Source organism: Aminipila sp. (assembly GCF_032051575.1).
In the GTDB taxonomy this organism is placed as follows: Bacteria; Bacillota; Clostridia; order Peptostreptococcales; family Anaerovoracaceae; genus Aminipila.
In genome coordinates this window covers 313726-329554 of record NZ_DAMBYD010000005.1, presented here as the reverse complement: position 1 = coordinate 329554, position 15829 = coordinate 313726, and the positions used below count along the sequence as shown (strand labels likewise).

At 33.8% G+C, this 15829-nt stretch carries 16 protein-coding genes; 8 read left to right on the top strand and 8 right to left on the bottom strand.

The features are described from left to right. Positions 1 to 80: 80 nt before the first annotated feature. Positions 81 to 785, bottom strand: a complete 705-nt coding sequence (gene deoD / locus RTW14_RS09220) for a purine-nucleoside phosphorylase (RefSeq protein WP_312649833.1) — start codon at positions 783 to 785, stop codon at positions 81 to 83. Positions 786 to 946: 161 nt separating this feature from the next. On the opposite strand from deoD, the gene RTW14_RS09215 reads away from it, so the two are divergent. From RTW14_RS09215 to RTW14_RS09205, 3 genes are all read left to right on the top strand, one after another. Beyond that, the gene (locus tag RTW14_RS09215; RefSeq protein ID WP_312649830.1) at positions 947 to 2677 is read left to right on the top strand and encodes an AMP-dependent synthetase/ligase; all 1731 of its coding nucleotides are present in this window, start codon (positions 947 to 949) and stop codon (positions 2675 to 2677) included. Positions 2678 to 2847: 170 nt separating this feature from the next. Continuing rightward, positions 2848 to 3279, top strand: a complete 432-nt coding sequence (gene crcB, locus RTW14_RS09210; RefSeq protein ID WP_312649828.1) for a fluoride efflux transporter CrcB — start codon at positions 2848 to 2850, stop codon at positions 3277 to 3279. Next, positions 3270 to 3620: a fluoride efflux transporter FluC gene (locus tag RTW14_RS09205; protein ID WP_312649825.1), complete on the top strand. Its 351-nt coding sequence runs from the start codon at positions 3270 to 3272 to the stop codon at positions 3618 to 3620. Before crcB ends, RTW14_RS09205 begins: the two co-directional genes overlap by 10 nt. Positions 3621 to 3646: 26 nt before the next feature. On the opposite strand, the gene RTW14_RS09200 is transcribed toward RTW14_RS09205, so the two are convergent. The 5 genes from RTW14_RS09200 to RTW14_RS09180 form a co-directional block, all read right to left on the bottom strand. Further along, positions 3647 to 4348 carry a queuosine precursor transporter gene (locus tag RTW14_RS09200; protein WP_312649821.1) on the bottom strand — a complete coding sequence of 234 codons (702 nt, stop codon included), beginning with the start codon at positions 4346 to 4348 and terminating at the stop codon, positions 3647 to 3649. Further along, positions 4341 to 5069, bottom strand: a complete 729-nt coding sequence (locus RTW14_RS09195) for a radical SAM protein (RefSeq protein ID WP_312649818.1) — start codon at positions 5067 to 5069, stop codon at positions 4341 to 4343. Before RTW14_RS09195 ends, RTW14_RS09200 begins: the two co-directional genes overlap by 8 nt. A 234-nt stretch (positions 5070 to 5303) precedes the next feature. Beyond that, positions 5304 to 6176: a polyamine aminopropyltransferase gene (gene speE, locus RTW14_RS09190; protein WP_331654425.1), complete on the bottom strand. Its 873-nt coding sequence runs from the start codon at positions 6174 to 6176 to the stop codon at positions 5304 to 5306. A 34-nt stretch (positions 6177 to 6210) separates the two neighbouring features. Continuing rightward, positions 6211 to 6993: an adenosylmethionine decarboxylase gene (speD, locus tag RTW14_RS09185; RefSeq protein WP_312649814.1), complete on the bottom strand. Its 783-nt coding sequence runs from the start codon at positions 6991 to 6993 to the stop codon at positions 6211 to 6213. A gap of 255 nt (positions 6994 to 7248) precedes the next feature. Beyond that, on the bottom strand, positions 7249 to 7821 hold the full coding sequence (locus RTW14_RS09180) for a hypothetical protein (RefSeq protein WP_312649807.1): 573 nt from the start codon (positions 7819 to 7821) through the stop codon (positions 7249 to 7251). 183 nt (positions 7822 to 8004) lie between these two features. On the opposite strand from RTW14_RS09180, the gene RTW14_RS09175 reads away from it, so the two are divergent. From RTW14_RS09175 to RTW14_RS09165, 3 genes are read left to right on the top strand one after another with little or no spacing between them, the layout of a single operon-like run. Then, on the top strand, positions 8005 to 9975 hold the full coding sequence (locus RTW14_RS09175; protein ID WP_312649804.1) for a carbon monoxide dehydrogenase: 1971 nt from the start codon (positions 8005 to 8007) through the stop codon (positions 9973 to 9975). A 13-nt stretch (positions 9976 to 9988) separates the two neighbouring features. Continuing rightward, positions 9989 to 10441, top strand: coding sequence for a 4Fe-4S dicluster domain-containing protein (locus RTW14_RS09170; RefSeq protein ID WP_312649801.1), 453 nt, complete (start codon positions 9989 to 9991; stop codon positions 10439 to 10441). Beyond that, positions 10438 to 11658, top strand: coding sequence for an NAD(P)/FAD-dependent oxidoreductase (locus RTW14_RS09165; protein WP_312649797.1), 1221 nt, complete (start codon positions 10438 to 10440; stop codon positions 11656 to 11658). The genes RTW14_RS09170 and RTW14_RS09165 overlap by 4 nt, the downstream gene beginning before the upstream one ends. Positions 11659 to 11972: 314 nt before the next feature. Here the strand turns inward: RTW14_RS09165 and trhA are convergent, their stop codons facing one another. Beyond that, complete coding sequence (trhA, locus tag RTW14_RS09160) at positions 11973 to 12629, bottom strand: PAQR family membrane homeostasis protein TrhA (RefSeq protein WP_312649795.1); 657 nt, start codon at positions 12627 to 12629, stop codon at positions 11973 to 11975. Between the two features lie 190 nt (positions 12630 to 12819). Further along, positions 12820 to 14415 carry a sensor domain-containing diguanylate cyclase gene (locus RTW14_RS09155; RefSeq protein ID WP_312649792.1) on the bottom strand — a complete coding sequence of 532 codons (1596 nt, stop codon included), beginning with the start codon at positions 14413 to 14415 and terminating at the stop codon, positions 12820 to 12822. Between the two features lie 304 nt (positions 14416 to 14719). Between RTW14_RS09155 and RTW14_RS09150 the strand changes: the two genes are divergently transcribed. Then, positions 14720 to 15184, top strand: a complete 465-nt coding sequence (locus tag RTW14_RS09150) for a PaaI family thioesterase (RefSeq protein WP_312649789.1) — start codon at positions 14720 to 14722, stop codon at positions 15182 to 15184. A gap of 70 nt (positions 15185 to 15254) precedes the next feature. Beyond that, positions 15255 to 15800, top strand: coding sequence for a TIGR01440 family protein (locus tag RTW14_RS09145; RefSeq protein WP_312649786.1), 546 nt, complete (start codon positions 15255 to 15257; stop codon positions 15798 to 15800). Positions 15801 to 15829 lie beyond the last annotated feature (29 nt).

Genomic DNA, 15829 nt, shown 5'->3' with positions numbered 1-15829 from the left:
CTGGATGAAAAAGTTTATATTTATTCAGTTGTCTACTTGACGGGGAGCGGTTCATACTCAGAACAGTCTTTTTTTTAGATTTATTTAATACACATTTCTAATGCAAGATTCATCATATCTGTGAAGGAGTGTTGTCTTTCTTCACTGGTTGAATGTTCACCTGTTATGAAGTGGTCACTGATTGTTACCATAGCAAGCGCATTTACTTTGTTATAAGCAGCATTCATGTACAGTGCAGCAGCTTCCATTTCTACAGCAAGGACATCCATCTTTGCCCATTTTTTCCACCAGTCTCCGAATTCATAGAATACGTCGCAGGAAACAATATTTCCAGCTTTAAGAGAAACACCTAAATCTTTATTCGCTTCATGAGCTTTTAAAAGTAATTCCCAGCTTGCAGTAGGTGCATAGTTTCCAGGAACGTCGAAAGCATGAACATAATTTGAATCTGTTGAAGCAGCAATACCAAGAACTACATCACCAATTTTAACATCTTCATGGAACGAACCAGCTGTACCAATTCGAATCAGATTCTGCACGCCGTATTCAGTGATTAATTCCCATGAGTAAATACCCATGGAAGGCATACCCATACCAGTACCTTGAACAGAAACGGGAACACCCTTATAAGTTCCTGTATAGCCATACATGCCTCGAATTTCATTGTATAACTTTGGACTTTCTAAAAAGTTTTCTGCAATGAATTTTGCTCTTAATGGATCACCAGGTAGTAATATTGATTCAGCAATGTCGCCTTTTGAAGCAGCATTAATATGTGTACTCATAATAAAAAAATTCCTTTCTTTTTCCTTAAATATAGTGTAATATGATTATGAAAATTATATCATGTGATATTGAAAAAATATCGATTTTACACTATATCTGTGATATACTAATATTATATCATAAAAATTTAGTTAAGAGAATAACAATTGGAGGACCTTGGATGATATATGAAAATATATATAAAAGTAAACTATATAAGGTTAGAGAAATAGATACTCTTAAAGAAATGTTGAGTACTAGTAAAGAATTATTTGGTAAAAAACCAGCGTTTTTATATAAAGAAGAAAAGGGTGGAGATTATAAAGAAATAAACTACATTACTTTAAAAGATGACGTTGATGCTTTAGGAACTAAATTAATTGATTTGGGACTTGAAGGAGAAAATATTGCAGTTATTGGTGAAAATTGTTATGCATGGATGGTTTCTTATTTTGCTATTGTAAATGGGGTTGGCAAAGTAGTTCCATTAGATAAAGAGTTAAGTAAGGAAGAAATTATTAATTTACTGACTACTGCAAATTGCAAAGCTATATTTTATACTTCTGCTTATAAAAGTACATTTAAGGATGTAGATATTCCACATAAATTTCAGATGGAAATTTATTCACAAAAAGACCAGCGTAGTCATGAAAACACCTGGGAAAATCTAATTGAAGAAGGCAGAAAAATGCTAGGCAAAGGGGATAGGCGTTATGTAGATATAGTCATTGATCCTATGGAAGTAAGAATGCTTTTATTTACTTCAGGAACAACAGATGTCCCAAAGGCTGTAATGCTTTGCCATAAAAACATTGTCAGCAATGTTCAGGATATTAGCAGAATTGTAAAACTTAAAGAAGATGACCGTGCTTTATCCATTTTACCTATACATCATACATTTGAATCCACAGTATGTATCATGGTTGTACTGTTTCAAGGAGGCTCAGTTGCTTTCTATGAAGGCTTGAAATATGTCGTTAAGAATCTTGCAGAAGCACAGGCAACCATGCTCGTAGGTGTTCCGCTTATTTTTGAATCTATGTACAATAAGATTTGGAAACAAGCAGAAAAGTCGGATATGACAAAGGCCTTGAAAATGGCCATTAAACTTAATAAGACATTAAAGAAGGTAGGAATAGATGCACGGAGAAAGATTTTCAGCTCAGTTTATTCAAACTTTGGTGGCAAATTAAGAATGCTTGTAACTGGAGCAGCTGCTATAAGTCCTAATGTTGTGCGCGGGTTCCAGGATTTGGGTATCGATATGGTTATGGGATATGGACTTACGGAAACAGCTCCTTTGGTTTCAGGAACGCCAGATTTTACTGACAGATACTCAAAAGCAGGATCAGTAGGACAAGTAGTTCCAAGTGGGCAATTACAGATTATAAACCAAAATGAAGATGGCATTGGAGAAATTATTTTCAAAGGGCCAAATGTTATGCTTGGTTATTATAATATGCCGGAAAAGACTGCAGAGGTTTTAAAAGATGGCTGGTTCCACACAGGAGATTTAGGTTTTGTAGATGAGAATGGCTGTCTATACTTAAGCGGAAGAAAGAAGAATGTAATCGTAACTAAGACTGGTAAGAATATTTATCCTGAGGAAATAGAAGAATATTTAAATAAAATTCCTTATATTGAAGAATGTATGGTATATGGCACAGAAAATGAAGAAACTGGCGAAACGACTGTCAGTGTTCAGATAAGACCAGCATATGATACGATAAATGATGAATTTGGATGTGCTGATGAGCAGGATGAAGTTTATAAACTTTTAAAAAGCAAAATTGCAGATTTAAATCAAACCTTACCAAATTATAAGAGAGTAAGACATATTGTTATAAGAGATGCTGAGTTTGTAAAAACAACTACTCACAAAATAAAGAGACAAGAAAACGTTATTAAATAAAAATAGGTCTAATATATCAGCAATGGCTTCTACATGTTATACGTAGATAGGTCATTGCTGTTTTTATATTCTTTTACTTATGTTATAATAACAAAAAGTGCTGTATGAAAGAAGGTGACTTCCGTAGTACAAGTATACATAAATAAATAGAGTTTTAGGAAGTGTCGGATATGAATGCAAAAAAATATATAATTATTTCAATAATGGGGATGCTGGGAGCTGCATGCCGGTATTTAATAGGGATGCTTATGCCAGCAACTATGGATATACCGTATGGTATTTTAGCTGCGAATTTATTAGGCTCTTTTTTATTACCTATAGTTTTTATTTTACTAAGAGAGATATCACCTATTCCTGCTGATTTGGTCACAGGAATAGGAACTGGATTTATAGGTGCTTTTACAACTTTTTCTTCGTTCACTACAGATACTGTTCAACTAATTTTAGATGGAGAAGTAGTAACAGCAGCTTGCTATTCATTAGGTAACTTAATTGGTGGATTAGTTCTGGCGGTATTAAGTGTTATAGTATGTGATAAATTCCTTAAGTATTACAAAGCAAAAAAAGAAAGTCAAAGTACAAGGAGCGGTAAATGTTTTTAAATATTATTTTAGTAGGAATTGGTGGAGGTATAGGGGCTTTTTTAAGATCTGCATTATCTGATTTAAATAAGAAATATCTTAATACAAGCTTTCCTTTTGCTACCTTTATAATTAATATAACAGGGTCTTTTCTTTTAGGTCTTTTAATCGGACTACATTCCAGTTCTATATGGAGATTATTACTTGGTACTGGCATTTTAGGGGGATTTACAACATTTTCAACATTCAATTATGAAGCTGTATTGCTTATTAAAACTAAAAAAATATTTACTTTTTTAGTTTATTATATGCTTTCTACAATCCTAGGTTTGTTGGCTGCCTTTGCAGGATTACTATTCTAAAAGCTGGGTTCAGTTTATCTGTTATATTATTTGCTTTTTATACTATGGTTGATTTTACGAGCAGCATATATAATAGGAGTGTCAGCTAAAGAGGTTATTAAAAATATAATATAACTAGACAATACTATACTAATTAAAGTGTCTATTGGATACTTTCCCCAGAAAGCTCCAAAAGAGAATAGGGCAGTATTCAGAAGTTGTGAAAGCATGGTTGAACCATTATTTCTAAGCCATAAATATTTGTTTTTGTCGCTGCACATTTTGTTGGTAATTTCCCAGATTTTGTGGTAAGCCCAGACATCAAAATTCTGTGCTATTACATATACTACTAAGCTTACAAGCATAAGTCTTGGTGTATTTGAAAAAATTACCTGAATACTTGGAAATGCCCAATCATTGACTGAAGGCGTATATTGAAGCCATAGCTGGGTCACTACTATAAATGATATAGATGTAAGGATACCAATGTTTACAGCTTTTTGTGCCTTTTGTTTTCCCTCTGTTTCACTGAGAATATCCGTAACAATAAAGGTAGTTGCAAACATAATGTTACCAAGGGTCTGTTCTATCCCAAAGGCATCAACTAAGATAAGTACTTCTATGTTTGCAGCGATAGTTGCAAATACCGTCCAGCAAAGAAGACCGCTGCTGCCAAAAAGCTTATACCATATAAGTACTCCTGAATATAATACTATTATATTGATTATTAATAAAAGTTCATTACTCATTTTTTCCTCCCACACCAAAATCGGTATTATTTAATAGAATATCAACTCTGGAATTCTTTTTGTATTTTGGATAAATTTTATCTGTAAAAATTGAAATAACCTGCTTGTCTGGTTTGATTTGTGTACTGTTGTTTACCATTATGTTTACACAAACGCGATTAAAATATTTTAAACCTGTTTCAAGGTCATTCTCCATAGATAACTGCGTCTGACCGGTAACACCAAATAAGAGACACACCTGGTCATAATATTTGGCCATTTCTTCGGGACTTTCAGTATCAATACCCTTACAAAATACGGATTCTCTGTATTTCATATCAAAGGTTTCTACACCGCCTTTTATTTTCAGTGTGATACCTAAATCATTCAATTCCTTTTTTGCACCCTGAATATAATGCCTGTCATTCCAATGACATTCAAAATAAAGGTGCGTAATTTCCTTTTTTACGCAGATCTCCTTTATAAGATTCATAGTATTTTGATCTAAGTCGGAAAAACTTCCCGAATTAATCACTTCAAGGTGTTTGAAACGGCCAGTAACATATTCTAAAACTTTTGCATTTAGTTCATAGTTTAATTGGGGATTTAAATTAAAATCCAGATGATAATCACAAAACTTGCATCGACGCCATTTACAGCCATTCCCCCGAAGAAGCACTATTTCTCTGGGATTTTTTTCGGTAATGACAGAATATCGGATAAGATGATTTTCGTCTGACATAAAATTTCCTTTCAGTTTATATAGGAAGCCATATCCAAACGCAATCAAAAAAAGAACACAAAATAAAAATGGCGCCTATAGCACCACAAATAATCCTGCTTAAATCCAAGCAGGCAGGTCCTAGTTTTATTTAACGACAGGATGGTTACGAACTGTCCTATTTAGTTTTTATAGTTAAAACGAGGCTGCTTATATAAACAACCCCGTTATCTTAACATATGTTTGTTGTCTTGTCTAGGCTTTGGCTAAAACTTCCTTAACATAATTTGGAAGAGCAAAAGCACCAGTATGGAGCTCCGTATTATAGTATTTAGTCTTTAAACCGAATTTTTCCCATTCTTCAGCTTTTAAATCTGAAATTGGATCATATTTTTTTGAAGCAAATCCGAAGTACCAGTATCCTGTTGCATAGGTTGGAATGTTAAAACCATATACCTTAGCAATAGGGAACACCTTCTTTATTTTGCTATGAGCCTTTTGCATCTGTTCTGCGTCAAGCGCATGGAATGCACATTCGTGCTGGTTTATTAATATACCATCTTCTTTTAGTGCTCGATAACAGTTTTCATAAAATTTAATAGTAAATAAACCTTCTCCAGGACCAGCGGGATCTGTAGAGTCAACTAAAATTAAATCGTAAGTTTTATCTGCTGATTCTTCCACAAATTTAAGGCCATCACCAATTATAAGGTTTAATCTTGGTTCATTAGAGTAAACAGAAGCCAGAGAAGGCATATATTTTTTACAAGCTTCAACGACAGCGCCATCGATTTCAACCATATCAATCGTTTCAATGTGTGGGTATCTGGCTATTTCTCGGGCAGTACCCCCATCTCCACCACCAATAATTAACACTTTTTTGATGTTTGGATTTACTGCAAGAGCAGGGTGGCAAATCATATCATGGTATACAAATTCATCTTTTTCAGTAACCTGAATAAAACCGTCTAAAGTCATAAATACTCCAAAAGTATCATTTTTATACATTTCAAGCTTTTGAAAAGGTGTGATTTCCGTATGAAGAATTTCTTGTATATTCAATCCTAATTTTACTGAGTTTATAACGTGGTGTTCATTGAACCATAGGTCTGCCATTTCATGCATCATAATAGTATATCTCCTTTAAATTTTGTACAGCTAATTAATATAGTGTAGGTAAATTTCTTCCATAGAAGATTTCATCAATTTCATTTCTTAATCTATTCGTAATCTTTTTTAAATCTTTTTCATTTAAATCTTTTTCACATAAATTGAATAAGTAGTCATCAAGCTGGAAATTCCTTACCTTACATTTTGTATGGAAAGTATTTTCCTGATAAACATTAACGTCTATCATTTGATAAACATTTAAAAACTCTTGTTCAATATAATTTTGAATAGAGGTGATATCGTGATCAATGAATAATTTATTACCTTTTATATCACGTGTAAAGCCCCTAACTTTATAATCTATCGTCATAATATCAGCGTCAAAGCTGTCAATTAAATAATTTAAAGCCATCAGTGGGGAAATCTCACCGCAGGTAGATACGTCAATATCTGCTCTGAAGGTACAAACTCCGTTATCCGGATGATATTCGGGATAAGTATGAACCGTTATGTGACTCTTGTCCAAATGTCCAACCACTGAAGGGTTAAGGTTATATGGATGATGAGCAGGAGGTTCACTTTCCTCACAAATTAAAATAGTAACACTGGCACCCTGAGGATCATAGTCCTGTACAGCAATATTTAAAATGTTTGCACCGATTATCTGTGTAACATTTTCAAGTATACCTGTAAGTTTGGGTGCATTGTATTCTTCATCTATATATTCAATATAAGCTTTTCTGTCACATACCGTTTTGGTATAGCTCACATCGTATAAATTGAAGCTTAAAGTTTTTGTCAGATTATTGAATCCGTGTAATTTGATTTTTTCCAACTAAATTGTCACAACCCTTCTTTATATAATATATCAGTATATAAGATAACATAAAATGAGATAATTTCAATAGATTTATGTAGGAAAAAAGCAATTTGTAAAAAAAACCAAAAAAAATATGAATTTATCACACAAATTAGGAAACAAGAACCAAAAATAAAAATGTATTGTGTAGAAAAATGCTAGCTTGTACAATTAGTTTCAAGAGATTAAAAGAAAAGTTCTAACCTCCTAAATTTATTATAATAACATGAATTATTTTGAATAAGTTAAATAATCAATCAATCCTTTCGAATAGAAATCACCCATTTTTGAAGTAAGAATTAAAAGTCTATCATATATATCTACGTTTTTTGTATAATCTTTATTTAAAAATGTATTCGATTCATTTATGGTCATATCAATAAACTGGTATAAATAGTTTTTCCATTCACTTTCCAGCCAAAACGGATTAACCTGTGCTGCAAAAGCAGCTCTCCGATCTGCATTTTCATACAACTGCTTTGTATATTCATTTACTGCATTCGTGTCACCATTTATTTGCGCATCAACCATAGATCTTAAAATATTGATAAAATCAGATATCAGATTATAATATTGTTCTGAATATTTTTCTCCAAATACTAAACTGAGAATATTATAATTTTTTATCAGAACTGATTTAATTTTTTCTTCTACTTGTGCCATATCACCAAAACCAGCATATGCACTTACTAAATAGGATCTAATCCAATTAGCCAAATCTCTCCAAATCATTCTTGATTCAAATATCAAATTTATTTGGCTCGATGGAATACAAGAATCTTGAAGCCTTTTAACCGGTTTCATTCAAAAACCCCCTTTTATTAAATTTGATATAATATATTATTACAAACAAGATTTATTTGCTACTTAAAAACATGATAAAATGTATTACTATATAATTAAAATAAAAGATGGTACATAATGAGATTTTGTGGTATATATTTTTCATGTAATTTTATTAAAATGCTAAAGAGTTGGAGGACGTTTATGAATAATTGTTTTGGATGTAATACTTGTAAAAGTGCAGATAAACCATTGGAGGAGTTTATAGCTAAATTACCCATGGAAACTTCTCATCACAGAGTGGCTTCACAAAGTACAAAGTGCAACTTTGGACTTCAGGGAGTCTGTTGCAGGCTCTGTTCAAATGGGCCATGTCGTATAACACCAGATGCACCTCGGGGAATTTGTGGTGCAAATGCTGATACGATTGTAACGCGAAATTTTTTGAGAGCTGTAGCTTCAGGTTCAGGCTGTTATATACATATAGTAGAGAATACCGCATTAAATCTTAAAAATACAGCAAAAACAAAGGGCAAGATTAAAGGCTTGCGGGCACTTGAACGTCTTTGTAATATTTTTGGTATTACTTCAGGAGATGCATATGAAAAAGCAGAAAAAGTAGCAGATGCAGTAATAAGTGATTTATATAAACCAGAATATGTAAAAATGGAATTGGTTGAAAAACTTGCTTATAAGCCAAGATTTGAAAAATGGAAAGAGCTTGGTATTCTTCCGGGTGGTGCAAAATCGGAAGTATTTAAAGGAGTTGTAAAATGTTCAACTAACTTAAATTCCGATCCCGTGGACATGCTTGTTGATTGTTTAAGGCTGGGCATTTCTACAGGTATTTATGGCTTAACTTTAACCAATTTGTTAAACGATGTTCTTTTAGGAGAACCCGAACTGAGAACCGCACCTGTAGGGCTTCGGGTTATTGATCCTGAATATATCAATATTATGATTACAGGTCATCAGCATTCCATGTTTGTAGATTTGCAGGAAAGACTGATTCAGCCTGAATCAGTAGAAAAAGCAAAGGCAGCAGGGGCAAAAGGCTTCAGACTTGTAGGCTGTACTTGTGTGGAACAGGATTTACAGCTTAGAGGGAGTCATTATACTGAGGTTTTTAAAGGACATGCCGGAAATAATTATACAAGCGAAGCTATACTTGCCACTGGTGCAATCGATGCTGTTTTGTCTGAATTTAACTGTACACTTCCTGGCATTGAACCAATCTGTGAAGAGTTAAAGATTAAGCAGATTTGTTTAGATAGTGTTGCAAAGAAGTCAAATGCAGAACTAATGGAATTTGATTTCGCTAAAAGAGAACAACAAAGTAATGAAATTATAAATAAGATAGTAGAGGCTTATTCAGCAAGACGTGGAAAGGTGAATATCGATTTGTCTCAGGCAAATGGAGAATGGAAGCCTCTGATAGATATGCTGGTGGGAGCATATAATACAATTCGCAAGGATGTACCCCTTAACTTAATGCCGGAGCACGGAAACGACAACACACTTACTGGTGTAAGTGAAGTATCTTTGAAAGAATTTTTAGGTGGAAGATGGAAGCCTTTAATCGATTTGATTCTAGCAGGAGAAATAAAAGGCCTTGCTGGTGTAGTAGGCTGTTCTAATCTGACTGCTGGTGGTCATGATGTTCTTAGTGTTGAACTTACAAAAGAACTAATTGCTAAGGATATTCTTGTACTTACTGCAGGATGTTCTTCAGGAGGTATTGAAAACTGCGGGTTAATGACCCCAGATGCAGCAAAACTTGCTGGACCAAAGCTAAGAGCAGTGTGTGAAAAATTAGGGATTCCACCGGTATTAAACTTTGGCCCATGTCTTGCCATAGGCCGTCTTGAAATTGTTGCCACAGAAATAGCAGAAGAACTGGGGGTAGATTTACCACAACTTCCACTTGTTCTTTCCGCAGCTCAGTGGCTTGAAGAGCAAGCATTAGCAGATGGAGCATTTGGTTTGGCACTTGGTCTGCCATTACACTTAGGTCTGCCTCCATTTATTACAGGAAGCAAAGTTGCGGTTAAGATTTTGACAGAAGATATGAAGCAGTTAACAGGAGGACAGGTTATAATTAATCCTGACGCTAAAGAGACTGCAGATATTTTAGAAAAAATCATTATGGAAAAACGCTCAGCTTTAAACATATAGAGGGGGCGGAAATATGAAAAGAATTATGATTGATTATACCAAATGTGACGGATGCAAGAACTGCACTGCTGCCTGTATGCAGGCACATAGAGAGTTCCCTGGAACTGTTTACGATTTAGATCTGACAGACCCTAAAAATGAATCATGCAATCACATTATAGGGGATGGAAAAGGTGTTTATTATCCAATTTTCTGCAGACACTGTGATTTGCCAGAATGTGCCATGTCATGTATGAGCGGCGCTTTAATTAAAGACCCTGTTACCGGAATTGTATCGTATGATGAGAAACAATGTGGTTCATGTTTTATGTGCGTTATAAACTGCCCATACGGAGTTTTAAAACCAGATACACTGACCCGTACTAAGGTTATAAAGTGCGATTTCTGCATGGGGGAAGGCGGAGAACCAAACTGTGTGAAAAACTGTCCCCAAAAGGCAATCTGGGTTGAGGAGGTGCAGGCATGAGACATGTAATAATAGGAGCGGGGGCTGCAGGCATAACTGCTGCTAAAACTCTCAGGGAATTAGATAATACTGCAGAAATTGTAGTGATTTCTAAAGATGAATATGTACATTCAAGATGTATGCTTCATAAATATTTAAGCGGTGAAAGAAATGAAAATACCCTTAATTTTGTACCACAGGATTTCTTTGAGAAAAACAGGATTACATGGATAAAGGGCGTAGAAGTTAACTCCATTATACCGGATAGGAAAAATGTTATATTATCAGATAATCAGCTTATCTGTTATGATAAGCTTTTGATTGCCTCAGGGGCAGATAGTTTTATGCCTCCTGTAGGTGACTTTAGAACCGCTAATAATGTTTTTGGATTGAGGAACTTAAGTGATGCACAGGAGATAGTAAAATACGTCAGACCGCAGGGAAAGGCTGTAATCGTTGGTTCAGGTCTTGTAGGAATGGATGCAGCATATGCCTTACTGGAGAAAAAAATGGATGTAACGGTTGTTGAAATGGCAGAAAGAATTCTTCCCATACAGCTGGATGAAACCGCAGGTGATGCATATAAAAAACTGTTTGAACATGCTGGATGTCGGTTTATCCTTGGAAGAAAAGCATCAGAAACAGTTTTAGATAAGCAGAACAATGTTTGCCAGCTTATTTTAGATGATAAAACTACACTAGATTGTGATGTAGTTATAGTGGCAGCGGGGGTACGGCCAGCCATTGCATGTGTAGTAGAATCTGGCATGGAGGCGGAACGTAATATAAAAGTTAATGAATATATGGAAACCAGCGTAAGGGATATATATGCAGCAGGAGATGTGGCAGGAATGTCAGGAATATGGCCAAATGCCATGAAGCAGGGGAAGCTAGCGGCGGAGAATATGTGTGGCGGAAGAAATGCTTACGAAGATACTTATGCAATGAAAAATACCATTAACTTCTTTGGACTGGTAACACTTTCACTGGGAAGAGGACAGATTCAGGAAGGGGATGAAGTGTTTATTCGGGAAGACAGCAAATGCTATAAAAAAGCCATTATAAGAGAAAACAGACTTGACAGCATTCTCCTTCAGGGAAATATAGATTATGCGGGAACTTACCAGTATTTAATTAAGAATCAGATTACTTTGGAGGGTGAGAAAGATATATTCAAGACGTCATTTGCCGATTATTATAAGGTTAAGGCTGATGGTCAGTATGAGTATTCTTTGTAAGCTTTTGTTTGTGAGGTTTCAGCTGTAAGATTTCAAGTGGAAAGATTTTACTTACTGTATAATCTAATGCATCGCTTGTTGCTCTCAAATTTTCGAAAATCTATCATTTATGGTAGCATTTTTGACAAAAGCTACCCCATTTCCTAAGAAGACTTATAAATATGGTAGGATAATTAAAATAAAGTATGGAAAAGTGTTATAACTAGTAAGAAATGAAACAAAAAGCTACCGAAATGTTGAGTAAAAATCTTAGATTCGGTAGCTTTAAACTTTAACTTTTAACTTTAGATTTTTAATTTTTCTTTTTATTACATTTAAATAGTATATACGTATATTGCGCTAAATTGAAATACAGTTCCTAGTATAACGAAGATATGGAATATTTCATGGAAACCAAATATACTGCTGAAATTAGGTTTCTTTGCAATGTAGAAGCCTGCACCAATAGAATACATGATTCCGCCAAAAGCAATTAGCACAATTGCGCCAATTGGAATTTGTTTAAGAAAATTAAAATCAAAAATAATGGCCCAGCCCATTAAAAGATAAAGAGACGTATATAGCCATCTAGGAGCATTCAACCAGCATACTTTGATTATTATTCCTAGAAGTGCAACACCCCAGATAGCTGACATAAAAATAATCGCACGTTTCGGCTCCATAAAACCGATAACCAAAGGGGTATAGGTACCGGCAATTAAAACATATATCATAGAATGATCTAATTTCCTTATACGTACAAGAATATCAGATGGAACTTTTACAAAATGATAGATGGAACTGGTACTGTAAAGTGCAATCATAGATAATCCGAAGATAACACTGGCAAAGGTTATTTCACTAGTCACTTCAACGTATAAGCATTTTACTATAAGAAATAAAGTAGCAAATACCGCTAGGCATGCTCCAATAAAATGAGTAAAGCTGCTAAGTGGATCTCTTGCATTCATAAATTTTTTGTATACAGACATATTAACTCTCCTTTAATTTATTAAATGATAATAATTATAATTACGTAATGTAATATTTAAAACTATATTATATAATTATTATAACAACTTACAAATATTATGCAACAAAAATTAGAATTTTATAAAATTAATTTTTCTACAACGAAAATAGGAGGCAGGAAAATTAATTTCCTACCTCCTATTGGATTTCTTAAATGTTGGAACTATCCCAAAAAGAATATCGGCTTTTACCTAAATGTTTTGACTCATATAAAGCCACATCTGCCCTTTTAAATAAATCATTAAAATTTAATTTATCATTTGTATTAATTACGATTCCTATACTAACAGATGCATCCTGAAGTATAGTAGAACCGCATATTTTTGTTTTAAATTCATCTATTATTGTCTGGGCATAGGCTTTTATAATACCTTGATCTGCAACATCGATAAGAATAATCAGAAATTCATCTCCACCTAAGCGGAAAATATTATTTCCTGGGAATATGCTTAGAAGAATATTTGAAAAATCAACTAAAATCTGATCACCTTCAGCATGTCCGTACTGATCATTAATATGCTTAAAATCATCAAGATCGATAAGCATAAATGCTGTTTGACTCAGACAAGGGTATTGCCTGAGAAAATTGGCCAATCCTCGTCTGTTGTTTAGTTTTGTCAGATAGTCAGTATTTGCAGCCCTTATAAGCTTATTCTCATAATTATCTTCAAAAGTAACATCAATATGCATATATATGTATCCAGAAATTTCACCAAAAACATCAAGTAATTTTTCTTTTTGAATTCTAAAGATTTTATGGTCTCCATGTAAATACAGGCCTCTTTTAGTTTTATGAAAGCACCAATTGTTTATTTTGGCTATCTCAGCGTATTTCCTTTGAAAAGAATTTAAAGTTTCACCAATTAAATCGGACTTTTTAAGAGAAAATATATCTAAATATCTATTGTTTGCATTAAGAATAGTACGATATTTATCTGTAATTAAAATAGCAAATGGAATGTTTTGAATTAAAATATCCAATTCAATTTGGATATTTTTTAAATCAGTAACATCACGAGCGATTCCAACCGTTCCTATAGCTTCGCCTAAATCATCCAATATAGGGGATTTATATGTTTTGAATTGACGCATTTCATTGTTGCATTTAACTTTTTCATCAAAAAGAAATGTTTCCTTCTCTTTTAAAACAATTTCTTCCGTTTCCAAACAGACATATTCGCCTTTTTCATATTCTTCAGGTTCAAGTCCCCAAATATAGTAATGTCCACGGCCCGTTATATCTTCTTTTGTTTTGCCTACTGTATTACAAAAGCTTTGATTTACTTTTAGGTGAGCACCTTTCACATCTTTATACCAGATTAAATCGGGTAGACAATCTATTGTTGTATCTAAATATTTTTGTGTCAGTTCAAAATCTTTTGTCTGCTTAAGCTGCTTCTGGATTTTGTTAAAGTGAAATTTGATTAAATCTTCATTGAGCGGTCTTGTCCAGATTTCATCCATCAAGTCGTAAGATTTACAGTCAAACGATGTAATATCTTGATTTCCAGCGCACACAATAAGTAAAGCACTATTCTTTTTTAGTGAATATAAGTTGTGTAAGTATTCAGTTTTGTAAGGAATATCTAATATAATAATGTCGCTGTCTGTAAAAACAGATTCAGATATTTCTCCATAACTATGAATGATATGTTCAAATCTTTCTAGTGGAGAAATATCTTTTATAACATTAGATATAAGATTATTGTCACTATAAATAGTTATATTTAAGGAACACTTATACATAAATTTTTGCCCTCACTTTTGTGGTGTTTCTTATTATGTAGGAAATATCGTTTGCGATATTTCCGGAATATCAAAAAAAGCTACAATTAAAATGCGAGTGAATGCGAGCTAAGAGCGCCTCGCAGAGGCTTTTTTTATAATAAAATTTAAATTATACAAAGATTATTATAGCATATTTTGCAAAATATTTGGACAATAAATATTCAATTGAAGTAAATATTTCAATGTGATAGACTATAAGTACCAAATAATTACAAAAAACTTAGGATTTTTATAAATATATATACTAATGTTAGGAGATTATATGTCAATAGAAGAAATTTTTAAGCAGCAAGATTTAGAGAAAAATATTAAAATAACTATGGAAAAAATTAAAGAACAGCCGGGCAGATTAAATGATATGATGAACATAGAGTATTCAGAATGTAATGCAGAAGAAAGAACGATTACGTTTGAACTGCCTTTGTTTGAATGGGAAATGAATCCAAATGATGTTCTGCATGGGGGCATTACGGCTACGATGATGGATTTGTCTTTGGGATTATTTGCGAACTGCATCTGTAGGCAGCTTGGAGGATTCTTTTCTCCTACTGTAAGTTTAAATATTAATTATTTACAGCCTATTCTTTTAAAAGATAAGGTTATAATAAAGGCACAATTAGTATCTTCAGGCCGTTCACTACTGACTTTAAATGGAGAAGCTCGAGTAAAGGGCAGTGATCAAATAGCGGCAACAGCTTCTGCAACGTATAAAGTTATGAGAAAATAAGATTTTGTGATATACTAGGTGTATGAATTTTTAAACGATATAAATTAATCATATATGGGAGGAATGTAATATGTTAGAGCAGATTAAAAATGAAGCAAAAGCAGCTGCAGAACAGCTGTGTGAAGGTGCGAAGTTACAGAAGGGTGCGATTGTAGTAATCGGCTGCTCATCAAGCGAAGTTGAAGGCTGCAAAATAGGAAGCAATTCAAATCCTGAAGTGGCTAAGGCCATTTTTACTGGTATATATGAGGTTTTAAATCCAAAGGGAATCTATCTGGCAGCCCAGTGCTGCGAACATTTGAATAGAGCTATTATTGTAGAACGAGAAGTAGCTAATGATGATGCTATTGTAAATGTTGTTCCTCAGCCAAAAGCAGGAGGATCCTTTGCAACAGCCGCATATAGTACTTTTAAAAATCCTGTAGCTGTTGAAGAAATAAAGGCTGATGCAGGGCTGGATATAGGCGGAACTCTTATAGGCATGCATCTTAAGAAAGTTGCAGTACCGCTTAGAATTGAGACAAAGCATATAGGAAATGCAATCGTACTTGCAGCAAGAACCCGCCGTAAATGTGTTGGAGGACAAAGAGCTGTATATGATGATAATTTGATGTAAGAAATAGTTAAAGGCAGCCTACTTCAGTT